Origin of the sequence: Paenibacillus sp. TC-CSREp1, from assembly GCF_050171015.1 — a bacterium.
In the GTDB taxonomy this organism is placed as follows: domain Bacteria; phylum Bacillota; class Bacilli; order Paenibacillales; family Paenibacillaceae; genus Paenibacillus; species Paenibacillus silvae.
In genome coordinates, this window is sequence record NZ_JBNOKM010000011.1 from 33,689 (window position 1) to 51,646 (window position 17,958).

A 17,958-nucleotide genomic window follows, 5' to 3' on the forward strand; every position below is an offset into this window, starting at 1 on the left:
ATAAAACACCAGAGAAGCTGCCATGAAAATAAAAAACAGCGGCCAGTATCCCACGGATGCTGCACCTCCTAAAAGTACAAATAGTAAGGAACAGAAATTATAGTTTGATTCTTTCCTATATTTAACGAGAAGCGCATATAAGGTGATTCCCAATATACAGCTAACATAGACGTAGGATGTGATCATTCCCAGCTGAAATTGGATGTATTCGCTATGGATAGGGACTGTAAGGAAGTACATTTCACTTCCCGCGGAGTTGACAGGAATAATTAGGAATAATATACTAGTTAAAATTTAACAGTTAAATGCAATGATCAGGAGTAGTAAGGTATAATGGCATTGGTGCAGAGAGCTGTCAATCAGGGTGCAAGACAGTCCAGCCTGACCCCAACTCACTTGTGAGCAGCAGGGTTGAAAAGCGGTTATGAGTATGTCTCCATTGATTCAGCTAATGGGTAGCTGAGTGGATTCATGGATATACAGAACTGAATTCATGTAGACCCTGACGGGTAACCTCCGTCATCAGGTTCTGAGATGTTATGGCAGGATAGGTTTGGATATATTTATCCTGTTCATAATTCAACAAGAGTGGTACCGCGAAGGTCAGACCTGTCGCCTCTTAGCTGAGGCGTCAGGTTTTTTTGTTTTATATAACAGGCCTTAATGTTAAGAAAAGGCAGGTGCAGCAGGATGGAAAGATCACGTGTGGTGGACTATTATTCTCGATTTGACGAGTGGGGAAGGCTGGATCGGGAACCGCTTGAATTCATGATTAACATGCATTATATAAGAGAGTCACTTCCCGCCACAGGACTTGTACTGGACAACGGGGCCGGGCCGGGTAAGTATGCGATGGAGCTTGCCCGATCAGGATACCGTGTTACACTCTCAGACCTGACCTCTGCCTCTGTGGATATAGCCAGACAGAAGGCTCAGGAAATGAAGCTGAGTCAACAGTTTGAAGGGTTTTATGTGCTGGATGCGACCCATCTGAACGGGATTGCTGATGAGACCTATGATGCGGTGCTTATGCTGGGGCCGCTGTATCATCTGCAGCTGGAGCAGGAGCGACAGGCCGCTGTGCAGGAACTACATCGTGTAACTAAGCCCGGAGGTATTGTATTTGTGGCATTCCAGAGCCGGATGCGGATGAGCATCAATTCACTGCAATCTCCGCAGCATTGGAAGCCCAACGACAGTATGGATGCAATCCGCTCTTTTATGCAAAAGGGAACGTTCGACCATCAGGATCAAGGCCGCTTCACGGGAGCATACTACTTTCATGTGCAGGACGTTGTGCCATTTATGGAGCAGCATGGTTTCGAGACCGTACATCTGATTGGCTCCTCCAGCCTGAAAGCGATGCTTACGGACGAACAGGAGCTGTATTGGAAGGAGCGCGGAGAGGAGCGGGAGCTGTTTCACTACCTGATTGAAGCGGCCAAGGACCCTTCCATATTGGGGATTTCATCTCATCTGCTGTATATCGGGAGGAAGCTGTAAGCAATAAGAGCGGTCGCCTAAAAGCCTTCTGCAAGAAAGCTACATCGTGAGCATGCGCTTATTACCGGATTGAATGAAAATTGCCCTCTGGAAACAGAGGGTACTTGTATTTTTCCTCAAAATAGTTCAATATGAAGATAAATAACAAAAGGTGATCTACTTACAATAGGTTAGATGAACGGCGGATCGCTTCATTAACAGGGAGGAACATACAATGGAAATCGGAATCAGTACATTTGTGGAAACAAACCCGGATGTAAATACAGGAGAACTAATCAGTCACGCACAGCGTATTCGCGATGTCGTGGAGGAGATTGTTTTGGCAGATCAGGTAGGGCTGGATGTATACGGCGTGGGGGAGCATCATCGTGCTGATTATGCCGCTTCATCCCCGGCTGTGATTCTGGCAGCAGCAGCATCCCAGACCAAAAATATTCGTCTGACAAGTGCCGTAACGGTGTTGTCCTCGGATGATCCCGTACGTGTATTTCAGGATTTTGCCACGCTGGACGGCATCTCTAACGGACGTGCAGAGATTATGGCAGGACGTGGATCATTTATTGAATCCTTCCCGCTGTTTGGCTATGAGCTGAGCGACTATGACGAATTGTTCGATGAAAAGCTGGATCTGCTCTTGAAGCTGACAGAATCCGAAAAGGTAACCTGGTCGGGTAAACACCGCCCTTCCTTCAACAACCTGGGCATCTATCCCCGTCCGGTGCAGGAGAAGCTTCCGGTCTGGATCGGCAGCGGCGGTAATCAGGAATCGGTTGTGCGCGCAGGTTTGCTCGGATTGCCGCTTGTGCTTGCAATTATCGGTGGTCGCCCGAAACAATTCGCACCTCTGGTGGAACTGTACAAAAAAGCAGCCGCACATGCCGGACACGACGCATCCAAATTGACGGTTGCTTCCCACTCTCACGGCTTTGTTGCCGATACAACCGATGAAGCCGTTGAGAAGTTTTTCCGTCCTGCACAAGCGGTGATGAACCAGCTCGGACGTGAACGTGGTTGGGGACATTACGGGCGTGAAACATTTGATGCAGCACGCAGCCTGGAAGGTGCGCTGTATGTAGGCGATGTGCAGACTGTCGCTGAGAAAATCATCTATCTTCGCAAAGAAGTCGGCATCACACGCTTCATGCTGCATACGCCACTCGGAACGCAGCCGCATGATGAGGTTATGCATGCCATTGAACTGCTGGGCAAGGAAGTTGCACCGATCGTACGCAAGGAGATTGCCCGCTGGGAAGCGGAGAATGCCTGAGCCGATCTGAGCAGTCTGTAGTCAATCATCTTCGATATGTGAAAATAAAGCTCTAGCAGTGTCATATCATGGACTTGCTCAACGAGTTAACAGGAGCAGGAGTTCAGCCCGTATAAATGGGCTGAACTCCTGCTCTTTTTTGTGTCTCAGCTGTTTCTACTCCTTCGAGTCAGAAGTAAACAGAGCGTGAACGATCATAGACAAGGTGTGCTCATACAGGGTTCGGGCTGCGATTTGACTCTCTAGATGTCCCCCCAAATAGAGATGAATCACACCATGCAATGGCGCCCAGATCATCTGTACGGCAACTATCGTATCCATCTCCCGAATGTATTGCTGCGCCTGAGCCTCTTCCACAAGTTGCGTGAGTTGTTTCATTGCTGTTGCCGTTCCCTCTAGACTATCTGCATCCGGTTTAAACTCGGCAAATGAACCACCGAACATGACTTGATAGAAGCTGGACTGTGTAATGGCAAAGTCCCAGTAGGCATGAGCGAGGGCACGAAGCTGCTGCTGAAGTGAAGGCTGCTCCGTCACTGCTTCGAAGGAGCGGGATAGAATCATGCAGCCTTCAAGATATAAACACTTAGCGAGTCCCTCTTTTTTGCCAAAAAGGTTATAAATGATTTTGGTAGAGCACTCCATTCGCTCGGCCACTCGCCGAACAGTAACCGCTTCGGGACCGTGCTCCTGAAGCAGGGCTGCTGCGGCGTGTACAATATTTTGACGCAGATTCTCCGAATGCTGCATTCTTGTCTCTTGAAAGGTCGTCACCGGACGTAGCGACTCCGTCTGTGTAGTCGTTGATTTTTTCATCGATGTTCATCCTTAATCGTCATTTTCGTTTTCTTTTGGAAACATCGTTTCCTGGTACCTATTCTACTGTTTAGAATCAGAGATCGTCAATTTGGGAAATGAGGATTGACATCATTCACGAATGAGGATACTATGTTTTCATTAGGAAACAGTGTTTCCGATAAAAAACGAAGGTGAAAAGGTGGTTTTGACATGAAAAAGAAGCAACATCAATGGGTATTAATTACAGGAGCATCGTCAGGAATCGGGGAAGCATTTGCGCTTGAGATGGCATCACAGGGGTACCATGTTGTATTGGTGGCAAGGTCGGAAGCGAAGCTGATTCAGCTGGCACAGCGCATTGAGCGTATCTATTCAGTTAAAGCAGAGGTCATTGCAGCTGATCTGTCCGAGATACTGGGGCCCCAATATATCTATGATGAATGCCAGAAACGCGGCATTCGGGTAAATACGCTGATTAATAATGCGGGTTTTGCCACACATGGATGGTTTGAGCAAGTTGATGGATTGCGACAGCAGGAGGAGATCATGCTCAATGTGGTTGCGGTGACGAATATGACTCACCTGTTCCTGCCAGGCATGTTAGAGGCTCGAACTGGAGCGGTGATCAACGTTTCTTCTACAGCAGCCTTCCAGCCTGACCCTTACATGGCTGTGTATGGAGCTACAAAATCGTATGTACTTTCTTTTACAGAAGCACTGTATGAGGAGAACCGAGGGCGTGGTATCCAGTTTCTGGCGATCTGTCCGGGTGCTACAGAGACGTCTTTCTTCGATGTGGTTAATGCGGAAGAGGCTTCTGTAGGCAAGCGGGATACACCTGAGCATGTGGTCGAAGTTGCGATGAAGGCTCTGCAATCCGGCAAGAGTTATGCAGTACCCGGAGCTTCCAACTACTGGACTGCTCAATTGGCGAGGCTTCTGCCGCGCAGGCTTATTCTTCGTGTGGTTGGAGGGATGCTGCGGCCGCGTCAGCAGAGCAGCAAAGTGCAAGCCAGAACGCAATAATCCGGGCTAAACGTGCCGATGACAAGCTGCTTGCCGCCGGCACGTTTCACATATGTCATATGCTGAGTACGCCATACAGAATACATAATCCTGCCGAGATGAGTGCTGATAATTCTATTTTTCGCCCGAGTCTGCCGAAACCCAATACTTTGGGGAGAAGCCAGTACAGGCAGAGCATGGTCCAGATCGCCTGAAGCATTCCGGCAGTCAGCAACTGTGCTCCGGAATGTTCAATGATGGGCGCTCCAAGCAAGCCAGGAAAGACTTCATTGCCTATCATCGTTGTACTTCGGGATACGAGAAGGAAATAGATGAGTGCGGAGGTCATCGTGCCGATGATCATTAGGTTGTCCTTGCTGACGATCATGCCCCTAAGAGAAGGTGTTCGCTTGCGGGTATCCCCAAGGTTTATGAGGAAAAACAGAAATCCAATGACCAAGCCTGCACCGGAGCCCACCGTGCACAGCATATTACATACCAATCCGGTTGTTCCAATTAACTTCGCTACCAATCAACTTCACCCACGTTCATTAACGTCTATCTGTTGAATGGAGTCCTGTTAGGCCAGTCTCCACTTTCATTGATTGTAATTGTACAGTGTGTTCGGATCAATCCGGCGTCCCGGACTCATATTTCTCACGGTGCTGCTTCTTCATCTGGATGTAATGCTCATCCTGCTTGGCAATTTCCCATTGAGCTTTGAAAATAGCAGCAGACTCGGCCTTTACGGGATCATTCTGATAAGGCAGGACAGAGCCATCCTGCTTCGAATATTTGCGCCCGCCCTTATGATTCGTGTAACGTCTCGCCCGGGTGTAACCCATCTGCAAAAACTTGCGGGCCATATCCATGCCAACGAAGTCGTTGTTCTTTTTGTACGTTAGAAAAAGCTCATAGATTTTCTTTGAAGATTCCTTTGCAATCTCGGGAGTTTTGAACCGCCAGTACGGCAGAATCTCGCTTTTATACGGCTCCACCATCAGCACCCCCTGCTCACCTCGGCCCACCGTATATAATTCGGGGTGCTTGCGCAAATCCAGCTCTTCGTAATTGAGATTATAATCAAATTTTTTCATCCGTGTTCCTCCTTGCCAAAGAATTGTTCTTTTCACATGAAAAAGAATGCTGCTATGTCGTTAGTGCTCTTTTTCCTTTTTACCCCGATTCTGATGTAACATGCATGGTTAATGGGGAACAATAGAAGAAATGAGTGCAGAAGGGATGATGACGCTATGGGGATGTCGGGCAGATATGTTGTAGTCACCGATGAATTGGTGCAATCCATCCAATCGGGTGAGGTTAGTGTGCATGATTGTCAGGTTGATCTCGATATTGATAAAACATGGCAGATGCTGCAGTTCACGTTAAACGGGAACCTGCTGGACGGAGAGCCGCCGCTGGGTTATGTCGTACCGCTCGCCAGTGAGCATTATCTGGGACGATATGATGATATGGATCTGTTTCTGCTGAAGCACAAGCAGGTGCTTGAGGCATATATGGCTCTGGAGCAGTTGACTCCTGATGATGTACGGGAACGGTACAGCCTTAAAAACATGCTTGAAGAAGGCGTCTATCCTGTCATGGAGGGCTGGGATGAAGAAGAAATTTTTCAAGAGCTGATACAGGCGATTGATCAGATTCAAGCTTTGTTTCAGGTGACCGTTGAGAACGAGAACGGGATTCTGTTTTATGTTTTCTAAAAAGGTGGAATAGCGCTCACGATGTTTGATGCATTCGCCATCGGGTTATAGATACACACAGGGCAGTGCCCTGATGAAATTGTGCCGAGGAGAGGAATAACGATGACACAGAACCAGAATGAAGAGAACAAAGCCGTTCAGGACGATGAGCCGGATCAATTCGAGACACCTGTGACGAAGGCCGATGATGTGAAGAATGAAAAGGAAGCAGAAGAGCAGGAGCAGGAATAGTCTGAAGAAGTTACATGAAACAGCATGTTTCCGCATGCATGTTATGACATAAGAAGGATAGAAGAACCATGAGGCCGGACGAGTTCCGGCCTATTTGGCCTATTTTTTTGCGTATCCGTTTACAACGTTTATATATGCCCTCATAATATGAGTTGAACCATATTTTGCTAAGGGGGAGATCCCGATCAAGAGACCAAAATTATACCAATGGATAGCGGTGCCGCTTGTCCTGTTAATGGTTGTTCTGACAGGATGTCAGGCTGTAGGCGGAGTCGATATTGACAAAGCCATGGCGAACAGCATCAGCGTTAAATCCGGTGAATCCAAACAATCCATGCATATTAACATAGAGCCGGATACACAACTTGCATCAGATGAAGATCTGGCCATGATCAAGTTGATCAACTCGATTTCACTGAACATTGATCATGCCAGAATGAAGGATACCAAGACGGCTTCCATCAAAGGCTCGCTCAGTCTGGAAGGGACGAAGCTGCCATTCCACCTGTCCATGGACAAATCGGGTATGATCATTAATGTAGATGGAGCTCAGAAACCGGTATACATATCTCTGGATGAACTTGGCGGAGCCTCTGCACTTCTCCCGATCAATACGGAGCAAATGGAGCAGCAGCTTCAGGAGCTGTCTCCGAAGGTATTGTCTTTTGCCATGAAACATCTGTCCAATCCGAAAAACATATCGGTTACTCCTGTGCAGGAAGCTGTTAACGGTGAAACACTTTCCCTCAACAAGCTGCACATGGAGATCAGCGGTGAAGAGCTGTTAGCTATGGTCAAGCCGTTCCTGACAAGCATCTCCAAGGATGAGCAAGGCCTCAAGCAGCTGATTGGTGATCTGTATGATGTGCTGTATCCTGTATATGAAACGATTAGCGGGATGGAAGGCATGGAAGACGATGCACTGATCGATGCAGTACCTGCCACGAAGGAAGAGGCAGTGATGGAAATGTACAGTGCGATCAAAGAAGGATTGGACAGTATTCTGGTGGACTATGATCAGGAACTGAACAACCTGCTGAAGGATGTCCCTGAGCTCAAGACCGTATTTGGTCCGGAAACCAAATTAAACTTGGACTTCTTTCTTGATAACAAGCTGGATATCCGCAAACAAAATATGTCGTTGAAAGTGGCTGTGCCAGCTTCGGAAGAGCTGCCAGTACGCGCAGTAACGCTCAGCTCAGATAGTGAGCTGTGGAATGTCGGTGGAGCAGTTACAGTCGATGCGGTGGATGCACCACAAGGCGTGCTGGAACTGGTGGAAGGGCAGACTACCCCTGGTCAGGTGCTTCGCAACTTTGACTCCAACTCTGTAGTGTATCAATTGCTGAAGAATCAAATGAAAATTACAACCAAAAGTGTGTTCCTCTACCCTGATGATGAAACATACGGTGCAATTACGGTTAAAAATACTACGTTTGTGCCACTTCGTTACCTGTCCGAGCAATTGGATGCAGAAGTGAAATGGACTAAGGGCTCCAACCAGATCGTTGTGATCGACGACATTACTGGAGACAAGATTGTACTGACGGTAGGCTCTCCAAAGGCAACGGTTGCGGGGCAAGAAGTCACGATGGTGGAGTCGGCCTTTGTTGGAAAGAACGGAAAAACCTATGTGCCGCTGCGCTTCATGGCGGAATCGCTTGGTGCTACAGTGGAGAAAGAGCCGGATACAGGCTGGATTTTCATTGATCGTCCGTAATATATTGTGAAATAGCATGAAGATGATCGTTTACATGAAAGGGGATTTCAGAGCATGCCAGATTTCTCGTAATGATGTAGAAAAGAACAAGGCGTAAAAATTCCGTTAGACCAACACGGGATACGTCTGTCCTTTTTGAACCGTTACGAGGAGCTTCGGCGTTGCATCTGAACGGATGAAACGATACGGGAGTGCCTCGATTGGAGGTGCTCCTTTTTGTCGTGTCATCACCAAATAAATCCCCAGAGGTGTTATATATGAATAATGGCTTCACAATTAATGCGGGTACAGTGACACTACGTCCCTTTACCCTGGAAGACAAGCCGGCACTAGCTGCCTTGACCCGTCAGCCTGAGATTACGGACCTGTTACCGGATTGGAAGATGACGGAGCAGCAATTAAGCGAGTTTTTACAGTTCGTTGTAGGCAGTTATGAGCGGTTTGACCCACAGGATGTACGAATCATGCTGGCGGTCGTTCACCAGGAGAGTCAGCAGCTGGTTGGCTGGTGTGGTGTGTTTCCAAACGATATGCTTGACTCGTCAGACCGCGAGGTGGCGTATGCCATCTCACGGGATTACCGCAATAGAGGATATATCACAGCAGCGGTGGGGGCGCTGACAACGTATTTGTTCAAGCACACATCGTTGACCCGGATTGCAGGTATTGTAAAAACATATAATCCTGCCTCCCGCATAGTGCTGGAGCATAACGGTTTCCGATACGTGAATCGCAGACAGCTCTCAGACGGAGAGGATTATGATTATTTTGAATGCATTCACAGCGCTTCTGGCGCAATGCTTTCCGATTTCGCTGAACCTAACGAACTCATTGATCCCGCCAAACCGACCAAATCCAATGAAGTCATTCAACCATTGATACGCTTGCGCCGGGCCAAACACGAAGATGCAGCTTTGCTTACCGACATATGTACACGCGCTTTTGATCAGGCCATCCGTGTCTGGGGGAACGGGGAGAAGGACATGGACAGCAATCTCTGCCCTCCGGGTTACAGTTTGCTTCGTCTGCATGAATATGTGATTCGCGAGTGGGACTACTATGTGGTGGAGGCAGATGGTTGTGCAGTTGGTGGTGTAAGTGTGAATGTGCTTGGTCATGACAGTGCAAGGGTGGATAAAATCTTTATTGACCCCGTCTGCCAGGGAAGCGGGATTGGCTCACAAGTCATCAGACAGATTGAGGCTGAATATCCCCATATTCGCCAGTGGAGACTGGAGACGTCTGGTCGACAGCAGGATAATCATCATTTTTATGAGAAGTTGGGTTATGTTTGCATCTATGCCTCTAAGTCCGAGTATGTTTATGAGAAAATTATAGGAACTGGAGCTGCTGAAGGTAAGGGTGATAGGTTGGAGAACGTAACCTTACAGCGTAGCGAAGATGGAAAGCACCTTATGAATTCACACAAGGAATTTATTCAGGCGAGTTTGGATTCGACGTGGTACAGCTCCAGTTCTATGGTGAACAGCCGAATTACCGATTGCAATCTGAGCGGAAGCAAATTAACAAACCTCAATATGACGGAAATGCTGCTGGCAGATCTACGTTTGACGGACACCAAGTTTGAGTTCTGCGCTTTGGATGGTGTTCAGTTCCAAGATATACATCTTGGCTCAGAGCGTGTACCTATGCATTGGAAGCATTCTGATCTGGGAGGGAGTCGTTTTGTTGATTGTGACTTATCGGGTGTCGAGTTGGAACGGTGTCAGGTAGCGGGAATGAGTATTAACGGGGTTCCTGTTGAGCAGTTATTCGAGGCTTATGAGATGCTCAAGAAACCGGGAGCACGAGCTGATGATTGATTAAATTGTGGGATGCAGCCATTGAATATGCCCCACACGGCATCAGCATCAGTGCGGAGCCCCGGGGGCTATTCTCGCGTATAGAGTGGTTGGTTCCTTCAGGCAGATCACCACACGAACGATAACACAAATATGCCCTTCCATGCTGTAGCTGTATGGGGCATATTTATGCTGTTTATTTTTATAAGGAAAGGATGCTGAATTGAATTCGTTGTGCTGCTGTAATGCGTATGCTCTTATACATATTTTCACATCACTCAGATGTGCTGCAGCTGCTGCGACCGCTTGCTGAAACCAGTGCTGCCCGCAGTATAACCCATCTCTTTATAAAATGCATGCGCAGCTTCGCGTTCAGCGCTATTGCTGCTATTTAATGATATGGAATCTACCTGATGCTCAGCTGCCCACTGTTCAGCGGCCTGAAGAAGCTGACGACCGATGCCGCGGCCGCGATAATGCTCATGAATTACCAGAACCATAATTCGGCAGTGTCTACCGTTCTTCTCATAGAGATAAGACGTTTGCATGCCAATGAGCCCGACTACACGCCCGCGCATTTCGGCTACAAGTGTTGCATAGTTGGCATCAGCTTCAATGTGCTTATACCGTTCCTGCATCTCCGCATAGGTTGTGGGATATCCAAGCTGATCCATCAGAATGACCATATCCTGCAAATCCTGTTTCGTGCTGTGCCGAATACGTATATCTAGACTCATACCCGGGACACCTCCACAGACCGTTCCTTCAGGGACAGATCAATAATGGTATCTAACAATTCGGCAAAAGAAATACCTGCGGCGGCTGCACTTTTGGGCAGCAGGCTGTTCCGGGTAAGGCCCGGTAAGGTGTTCACCTCAAGCACATAAGGGACACCATCCCGAATGAGCATATCCACTCTGGCGTAGACGCTGCATTTGAGCACCTTGTAACAGGTCAATGCTGCAGCTTCTACACGCTGATGCAGATCGGGAGGCAGCTGAATCACCTGCTCATCCGCACCGTTATCATCGTATTTGGCGGCGTAGTCGAAAAAGGCTGCATTTGCACGGATGGAGATGACAGGCAGCATTTTGCCATCAACAATAGCGCAGGTAATCTCGTCACCTTCGATGTATTGCTCGATCATCACGCTGTCATCCCACGCCAGAGCAGCTCCTACCGCCGCGGACAGTGCAGATGGTTCATGTACAATCTGTGTTCCGATGCTGGAGCCCCCTGAATTGGGTTTGACCACGACAGGATACGTCAATTGCTGGACGGCGGCTGAGGACAAATCCTGCATCTGCTTGACTTGCAGCCAATCCCCTGTGAGCACTCCCGCCTGTCGCATAAGCTGCTTGGACATGTCTTTATCCATACATACGCTGCTGGCAAGCACGCCGCATCCAGTATAGGGGATACCAAGGGATTCCAGGGTGCCCTGTACCGTACCGTCTTCCCCGTATTTGCCGTGCAGAGCAAGTAAAGCAACATCAATTCCGGCGGATTTGTCAATCAAATCCCGTTTGGACTTCAGTTCAATGGGCATGACCTCATATTTGCTTCGGTCCAGATTCGCCAACATCTCCTGTCCGGTGAGCAGGGAGATATCCCGCTCAGAAGATGTACCGCCCATAATAACGCCGACTTTCATGTGAAAATCCTCCCCTTTTCTATATAAGTTGAACCAAAGGTTTTACACAATCCACTCCGACGACAGAATAACCTTCCAATCGCTGTTATCCCCAGATTTTTTTGGTTCCCCTTTCCAAAGGGGAAAATCTGGTGATAAGCGTATGCTTCCGATGTAGCTTTCTTGCAGAAAGCTTTCAGGCAACCGCTTCGCTTTTTCAGTTTTTTTCTGTCCTCTCCGTTAATGTGTAAAAGAGCAGTTCATCTTATATCGTACTTTTATTAAATTACCTTACATCATGCTCGCAGCTGTCTCTCCAATCGTACGGATGCCTTTACGTATATTTTCGTCGCTAACTCTGGAGAAGCCAAGCCGCATCGTGTGGAGTCCTTGACCAGGTTCCAGGTAGAACGTGTCTCCAGGTGTGAAGGTTACGCCCTTCGCCTTGCAGGCGACGAGCAGTTCTCTGGTTTGAATCTCTGGAGGGAACTGCACAAACAGGTGCAGGCCGCCCGCCCCGGAAATCTGGCACATGGGCAAAAACTGTTTCAAGCAATGCACCACTAGCTCATATTTCCGTTTGTATTCCATGCGAGCCCGCTTCAGGTACTTCTCGAAATTACCGTTGCTCAGGTATTGATAGAGCAGCGATTGATCCAAGGTGGACGTATGGATACTGCGAGCCCGCTTCATGCTCTCCAGATAATCGATTAACGCTGCATCGGCAATAATCCAGCCAACACGAAGTCCGGGGAAGAGAACTTTGGAGAAGCTGCCCAGATACACCAGACTATTGCCGCTGCCCATGCTGGCAATCAGGGGAGAGACATGAGAGCCGGAATAGCGAAGCTCTTCATTGAATCCATCCTCGATAATCGGGACCTGATATTCATTCATTAAACGTATAATTTCAGTCCGTTTGGCAGGTGAAGTCACGATTCCGGTCGGATTGTGGTAGGAGGGCACAAGATATGCCAGATCATACGCACTGCCAGCCAGCTCTTGCTCCAGCTGCTTCAGGTCGAGGCCATCCGGCTCCATGTTGATGCCCGTTAGCTGAAACTGATGCAGTCTGAGGTTTTTGATCGCTGTGTGGTGTGTCGGATTCTCACAGAGCGCTTTACCGCTTTTTTTGCGCAATGCCCCAAGCACCAGGTCGAAGCCCTCCGTGAATCCGTTCGTGATCAGGATATCCTTGCCGGTAAGGTCTACGCCTTTATTCTCCATATAATGCAGCAGATACTTCATGAGCGGCCTGTAACCTTGCGCGTAGCCGTAATTGAGCAGGACCTCGCCTTCAAGAGACATCCGGTCCAGAAACGCCCGCTTCACATTATGAAGATCAAACAGCTTCTCATCCGGTGCAATGCTGGTAAACGAAATGTCCCCGCGTTCGGCTCCCGATCCATGCTTCATCAGATCATATTGCTCGGCCCGAATGGCATATTCACTCACCTCGGCGTTCCAGTCCAGCTCCCAGTGTGCTTCGGCCTTCGGCGTTTCCAAGAGTGTGCTGACGTAATTGCCTTTGCCTTTTAAAGCATAGATCAGCCCCTCATCCTCAAGCTCCGCGTAGGCGAGTAGAATCGTACTGCGGCTAACCTTCATGAGTGTACTCAGCTCACGGGTGGAAGGCAGTTTTTGATTGGGCTGCAGGCCGCCTTTTAACATCAATCGCTTCAAATAATCTTTGACTTGTATATATACAGGGCGGTCCTCCGTCAACTGCAGATCGGAATACATCCCATCACTCCCTCTTCTGGTATCTTCCCATATTATAAACCTGGCTGAAAGAACCACGATACCTCTGTTTCACAGCTCAGGTGGCCTGAGTCACATACGCAAACGGGAAAAAGCCCTGGCTCAAATGCCGGGCTGGAGGTAGAACTTGTTCAATTCTAAGGTTGTAATACTATGCTTGCCTACCTGCTACAGTTTCATGTTCTGACTAGTCTCTGAGGAAATAACTGTTTATCTATATGGTGTCTCTAATTGCTATGGTAAGGCTACAATGAAAATATTATTGCTTTGATTTCTGAATGATCAACGGAATGCAGTGGTCAAAAGAAATCTTGTTAGCTGCTGGTTATCCAGCACTACTTACTCTAATTAGGGTCGTATAGATGGTGAATCCACTTTCTATTCAAGCTACTTTCTTAAAGCTACTGTTCTTTCTTCTTTCTAACTGTACTCTTCTCGTGTGCGCGTCACCGAATTCAGTAGAGAAAGACTATAAATCCTGAGCATATCCAACAAACATGGATATAAAGACATGTGTCTTAGTGCCCAAATTCTTCCTCTACCCATATAGTACCACTTTGAATCAGGGAAGTTAAGTTTTTTTTTGAAATATTTGTCGCAATAGCGAAAATTCCGTGAATTGTGCTTCATATAGAGCAAAATGGTGTCGAATGATAATCCGAAAAAGGGGATTCTACTAACCGTATATAGAACGTATAAAATAAGGGATTAGTTTGTTTTTTTGCCGAAAATCTCCTGTTCCAAACTGCTGCGGGTGAGGTGTTATTTGTCTGGAAAGCGCGAAAAAGCATGTGTCATGATTGTTACCGGGTGGAAGCAGGGAAGAAAATAAAAGTACCAAACATATATTATCAATTTAATATAAGTGAAGTATAATGTGCATAAGGTGCTTTACGAGTAAGCAAGCAAATGAATGAATAAGCCAGGCTTTATTGAGCATGGAAGGTAATGCATTGCGCAATTACGTAATTATTTATGTGAAGATGGGCGAAATTAAGTGAGAATTGCAGAAATAAATATGTTATTGCGTAAATACGTAATATGATGCGTAAATAAGTGCATTTGCAAGTGGAATGATAAAGCCATTATGTGAATCAGCAAGTTAGCAGGTAAGTAAGCGGATGTGTCAGTGAGTTAATAAGCAAGCTGATGAGCAAGTTAGTGAGTTGGTTAGTAAGCTAGTACGTGAGTAACGAAGTAAGCGTGTGTAAAGTGTAAATAAGTGATTAACTGGTCCTGGAGCAGGGCAGAGGCATGCAGCAGGAAGAGACATTCTGTTAACCGTCAAGCACAACGCAGCAGCACCTACAATGGGTTTTATAGATTTGCCAAATACATAGGAAGAGGTGATTGTGTTGATCGGTCGTAGCGGTAACCCTACACTTAAAGACAGCACATTTGAGAACAGAGGGTATGGGGAGGATCGGTATCAGGAGTACATGACGATTAACGGCACGGTGAACAAAGCGTTCATTACGCTGGTCATTCTGCTGGGCAGTGCATTTGCAACGTGGATGATGTTTTTTAACGGACAAGAAGTGATGCCGCTTGCGTACGGCGGCTTGATTGTTGGTTTTATTCTCGCGCTGGTGATCTCATTCAAACCGGTGGTTGCTCCTTATCTTGTACCCGTCTACGCTGTAGCAGAGGGAATGTTCCTTGGAGCGCTCTCGGCAACGTATGAGTCTCTGTACAATGGCATTACACTACAGGCGGCACTGTTAACGATTGCGGTTTTTATCGCACTCCTGACAGCGTACAAAACAAGATTGATCAAAGCGACAGAAAACTTTAAACTGGGTGTTGTTGCTGCAACCGGCGGTATTATGATTATGTATCTGCTCAGCTTTGTGCTCAGTTTCTTTGGCATTACGATTCCGTATTTGCATGAGAATAGTCTGATCGGTATCGGAATTTCTGTAGTCATCGTCATAATTGCTGCTCTTAATCTGGTACTGGATTTTGACTTTATTGAAGGTGGTGCCGAGCAAGGTGCGCCCAAGTATATGGAGTGGTACGGTGCGTTCGGGCTGATGGTAACTCTGGTATGGTTGTACATTGAGATTATTCGTCTGCTCAGCAAACTGCGGAGCAGGGACTAGCACTGCGCAGCAGTGAGCCTAACGATATGGTTGTATCTTGATTGATTGTTTGACGTAAGCAAAGCCAATGCGCATAACCAGCGTGTTGGCTTTTTGTAGTGCGCCCGGCACGGGCGATAACTTGGCGGTGAAAGTCCGCTACAGGCTTGGCAGTAGGAACTGTTAGCCAAGGGCAAGGGTGTCCGTCGCGAGGCGGAATCTGAAGGAAGCCGGAGGCAAACCCTCGGTCTGACGAACAGAAATCACATACAAGGCATGCTGGAACGGACGAGCTTGCTATACAAAGCGAAGTCCAATACTGCCCGAATTCCAGGATGTAAATGTGGCAGATGGATGAGGGGAAGGTTATCGTTCTTACCCGGGGAGGTCTCACTGACGTGAAGTAGGAAAAAAAAAAAATCCGAAAGACGGAGTAAAGCTTGTGGTGAGAAGTCAGCAGAGGTCATAGTACCGGAAGTTTTTTTTTCGGGAAGGACTGAACAATCGTAAGTCTTGAGTACAGACTGAAAGGAGAGTCGATGCGATGAAAGCAGAATACCGAAAGGGCTGCCGGCAAAGAGATGGCGTGGAACGCGAAAGGTATGTCGGAGCGCGGAGTATCGAAACTCGGGAAAGTAGAGAAAGAGACGGTGCAAAAGACCTGATGGAACGCATCCTGAACAGAGACAATCTGAATCGGGCGTATAAACAGGTCAAACGCAACCAAGGAGCGCCGGGAATCGACGGAATGACCGTGGAGGCAGCGTTGCCGTGGTTGCGTGAAAACAGAGAAGAGTTGCTGTACAGCATTCTGGAAGGCAACTACAAGCCAAGCCCGGTACGGCGCAAGGAAATCCCCAAACCAGATGGAAGTGGCGTGCGAAAGCTGGGCATCCCGACCGTGATCGATCGGGTGATTCAACAAGCGATCGCGCAGCAGTTGCAACCGTTGTTCGAACCGATGTTCTCGGACGGAAGCTACGGCTACCGTCCGGGACGAAGTGCGCAGCAAGCCATTCGAAAAGTCAAAGCCTATGCGGAGCAAGGCTACGGACATGCAGTCGAAATCGACCTGGCGAAATACTTCGACACGCTCAACCATGAGCTTCTTTTGAACGTACTGCGAAAGCGAATACGAGACAAACGTGTCATCGATCTGATTAAGAAGTACTTGAAAAGCGGCGTTATGGAGAATGGCGTCCGCCGGAGGAGCAAAAAAAGGATCGCCCCAAGGAGGGCCGCTGTCGCCGCTCTTGGCGAACATTTATCTGAACGAATATGACCAAGAGATGGAAAAACGGGGTGTGACGGTGATCCGCTATGCGGATGACATCGTTGTTCTCGCGAAAAGCAGAAGAGCAGCCCTGCGATTGCTGGTATCCAGCCGAGCGTATCTGGAGCAAAAGCTCAAGCTGCAAATGAATACGCAGAAAAGCAAGGTGGTCAGCGTGGTGTCGCAGAAGCATTTCAAATTCCTTGGATTCGCGCTCGGCAAGAACGGGAAGGGGGTGTACATCCGTGCACACCGTGAATCCCTGGCCAAGGCCAAGCGGAAGCTAAAGGAGCTAACGAGTCGAAGTCAAGGCAAGAAGGCGCGGCAGGTGATGGAGAAGGTGAAAGTCTATATCCGTGGCTGGATCGGCTATTTCTACGTAGCGGACATGAAGCGAATCCTGCAAAATTGGAATGAATGGTTACGAAGACGAATGCGGATGTACATCTGGAAGCAATGGAAGAAGTCACGAACGAAGGTACAGAACCTGCAAAAGCTGGGCGTACCGGAGTGGCAAGCGTACCAATGGGGGAACACGCGGCAAGGTTACTGGCGAATAGCCGGAAGCGCAGTGCTGAATCGCTCTGTAACCAACGAAAGGCTCGCACAGGCAGGGTATTATGACTTCCCTGCCCAATACGAGCGCTTACGTCAAAGCACTTAAACGATTGAACCGCCGTATACCGAACGGTACGTACGGTGGTGTGAGAGGTCGGCTACTCAACTAATGCGTAGCCTCCTACTCGATTTATCAGGCTTTATCTAGGTTAGCCCGTAATTACTGGTTGGGCTTTCTGTGATTGGAGTGAATCGCAGCGAGAGAGGTGTGATGGAAGGAGGGGGAGACATCAAGGCTTGGAGATAGGAATAAGCAGTAGGGCAGAGTAGAGCAGCGGAACAGAGAAGAGCAGTAGAGCAGAGAAGAGCATTAGAACAGAGTAGAGGAGTAGGGCGGTGGGGCAGAGAAGAGCAGTACGGCAGTACGACAATAGAAGTTAGGGGAAGGAACCATGAAGCGGCTGCAGGTTGCGGGAGAAAGGATGGACGGCAGATGGAGTAGTGATTGACCCTGTAATATAAGTGGAGGGAAGCGAGTCGAAATGAAATGGATTAGAGTGGGTCGAATTATAGGAATGAAGTGCATGGAATAGCGTAAGTGAAAT

At 48.0% G+C, this 17,958-nt stretch carries 17 protein-coding genes; 10 read left to right on the top strand and 7 right to left on the bottom strand.

The features are described 5' to 3' along the window. Nucleotides 1-690 precede the first annotated feature (690 nt). Together ACQSGY_RS17760 and ACQSGY_RS17765 are read left to right on the top strand one after the other, a co-directional pair. Nucleotides 691-1,503: a class I SAM-dependent methyltransferase gene (locus ACQSGY_RS17760; RefSeq protein ID WP_427179521.1), complete on the top strand. Its 813-nt coding sequence runs from the start codon at nt 691-693 to the stop codon at nt 1,501-1,503. A 214-nt stretch (nt 1,504-1,717) separates the two neighbouring features. Beyond that, nucleotides 1,718-2,770 carry an LLM class flavin-dependent oxidoreductase gene (locus tag ACQSGY_RS17765; protein WP_111271292.1) on the top strand — a complete coding sequence of 351 codons (1,053 nt, stop codon included), beginning with the start codon at nt 1,718-1,720 and terminating at the stop codon, nt 2,768-2,770. Between the two features lie 156 nt (nt 2,771-2,926). On the opposite strand, the gene ACQSGY_RS17770 is transcribed toward ACQSGY_RS17765, so the two are convergent. Then, nucleotides 2,927-3,586: a TetR/AcrR family transcriptional regulator gene (locus ACQSGY_RS17770; RefSeq protein ID WP_427179523.1), complete on the bottom strand. Its 660-nt coding sequence runs from the start codon at nt 3,584-3,586 to the stop codon at nt 2,927-2,929. A gap of 192 nt (nt 3,587-3,778) precedes the next feature. On the opposite strand from ACQSGY_RS17770, the gene ACQSGY_RS17775 reads away from it, so the two are divergent. Continuing rightward, entirely contained in the window at nt 3,779-4,594 is an 816-nt protein-coding gene (locus ACQSGY_RS17775) for an SDR family NAD(P)-dependent oxidoreductase (protein ID WP_426333750.1), read from the top strand. 55 nt (nt 4,595-4,649) lie between these two features. On the opposite strand, the gene ACQSGY_RS17780 is transcribed toward ACQSGY_RS17775, so the two are convergent. Together ACQSGY_RS17780 and ACQSGY_RS17785 are read right to left on the bottom strand one after the other, a co-directional pair. Next, nucleotides 4,650-5,105, bottom strand: coding sequence for a hypothetical protein (locus ACQSGY_RS17780; RefSeq protein WP_427179524.1), 456 nt, complete (start codon nt 5,103-5,105; stop codon nt 4,650-4,652). Nucleotides 5,106-5,202: 97 nt separating this feature from the next. Beyond that, the gene (locus tag ACQSGY_RS17785) at nt 5,203-5,670 is read right to left on the bottom strand and encodes a DUF4385 domain-containing protein (protein ID WP_427179526.1); all 468 of its coding nucleotides are present in this window, start codon (nt 5,668-5,670) and stop codon (nt 5,203-5,205) included. A gap of 162 nt (nt 5,671-5,832) precedes the next feature. On the opposite strand from ACQSGY_RS17785, the gene ACQSGY_RS17790 reads away from it, so the two are divergent. The 3 genes from ACQSGY_RS17790 to ACQSGY_RS17800 all read left to right on the top strand — a co-directional run bounded on the left by ACQSGY_RS17790 (nt 5,833) and on the right by ACQSGY_RS17800 (nt 8,245). Beyond that, a complete protein-coding gene (locus ACQSGY_RS17790) occupies nt 5,833-6,294 on the top strand; it encodes a DUF1877 family protein (protein ID WP_427179528.1) in 462 nt (153 codons plus the stop codon). 102 nt (nt 6,295-6,396) lie between these two features. Continuing rightward, entirely contained in the window at nt 6,397-6,525 is a 129-nt protein-coding gene (locus tag ACQSGY_RS17795; protein ID WP_427179529.1) for a hypothetical protein, read from the top strand. 235 nt (nt 6,526-6,760) lie between these two features. Next, complete coding sequence (locus tag ACQSGY_RS17800) at nt 6,761-8,245, top strand: stalk domain-containing protein (RefSeq protein WP_427179531.1); 1,485 nt, start codon at nt 6,761-6,763, stop codon at nt 8,243-8,245. Between the two features lie 105 nt (nt 8,246-8,350). On the opposite strand, the gene ACQSGY_RS17805 is transcribed toward ACQSGY_RS17800, so the two are convergent. Continuing rightward, nucleotides 8,351-8,476 (bottom strand): hypothetical protein, encoded by a 126-nt coding sequence (locus ACQSGY_RS17805; RefSeq protein WP_427179533.1) that lies wholly within the window; start codon nt 8,474-8,476, stop codon nt 8,351-8,353. A gap of 26 nt (nt 8,477-8,502) precedes the next feature. Between ACQSGY_RS17805 and ACQSGY_RS17810 the strand changes: the two genes are divergently transcribed. After that, nucleotides 8,503-10,068 (top strand): GNAT family N-acetyltransferase, encoded by a 1,566-nt coding sequence (locus tag ACQSGY_RS17810; RefSeq protein WP_427179534.1) that lies wholly within the window; start codon nt 8,503-8,505, stop codon nt 10,066-10,068. 257 nt (nt 10,069-10,325) lie between these two features. On the opposite strand, the gene ACQSGY_RS17815 is transcribed toward ACQSGY_RS17810, so the two are convergent. The 3 genes from ACQSGY_RS17815 to ACQSGY_RS17825 all read right to left on the bottom strand — a co-directional run bounded on the left by ACQSGY_RS17815 (nt 10,326) and on the right by ACQSGY_RS17825 (nt 13,423). Next, nucleotides 10,326-10,784 (bottom strand): N-acetyltransferase family protein, encoded by a 459-nt coding sequence (locus ACQSGY_RS17815; RefSeq protein ID WP_427179536.1) that lies wholly within the window; start codon nt 10,782-10,784, stop codon nt 10,326-10,328. Next, a complete protein-coding gene (locus ACQSGY_RS17820) occupies nt 10,781-11,701 on the bottom strand; it encodes a D-alanine--D-alanine ligase (protein ID WP_427179537.1) in 921 nt (306 codons plus the stop codon). The genes ACQSGY_RS17815 and ACQSGY_RS17820 overlap by 4 nt, the downstream gene beginning before the upstream one ends. A gap of 270 nt (nt 11,702-11,971) precedes the next feature. Further along, the gene (locus ACQSGY_RS17825; RefSeq protein ID WP_427179539.1) at nt 11,972-13,423 is read right to left on the bottom strand and encodes a PLP-dependent aminotransferase family protein; all 1,452 of its coding nucleotides are present in this window, start codon (nt 13,421-13,423) and stop codon (nt 11,972-11,974) included. Between the two features lie 1,373 nt (nt 13,424-14,796). Here ACQSGY_RS17825 and ACQSGY_RS17830 point away from each other — a divergent pair. From ACQSGY_RS17830 to ACQSGY_RS17840, 3 genes are all read left to right on the top strand, one after another. After that, entirely contained in the window at nt 14,797-15,543 is a 747-nt protein-coding gene (locus ACQSGY_RS17830) for a Bax inhibitor-1/YccA family protein (protein WP_427179798.1), read from the top strand. 523 nt (nt 15,544-16,066) lie between these two features. Then, nucleotides 16,067-16,804 (top strand): reverse transcriptase domain-containing protein, encoded by a 738-nt coding sequence (locus ACQSGY_RS17835; protein WP_427179541.1) that lies wholly within the window; start codon nt 16,067-16,069, stop codon nt 16,802-16,804. Then, a complete protein-coding gene (locus ACQSGY_RS17840) occupies nt 16,776-17,459 on the top strand; it encodes a group II intron maturase-specific domain-containing protein (protein ID WP_427179543.1) in 684 nt (227 codons plus the stop codon). The genes ACQSGY_RS17835 and ACQSGY_RS17840 overlap by 29 nt, the downstream gene beginning before the upstream one ends. Nucleotides 17,460-17,958 lie beyond the last annotated feature (499 nt).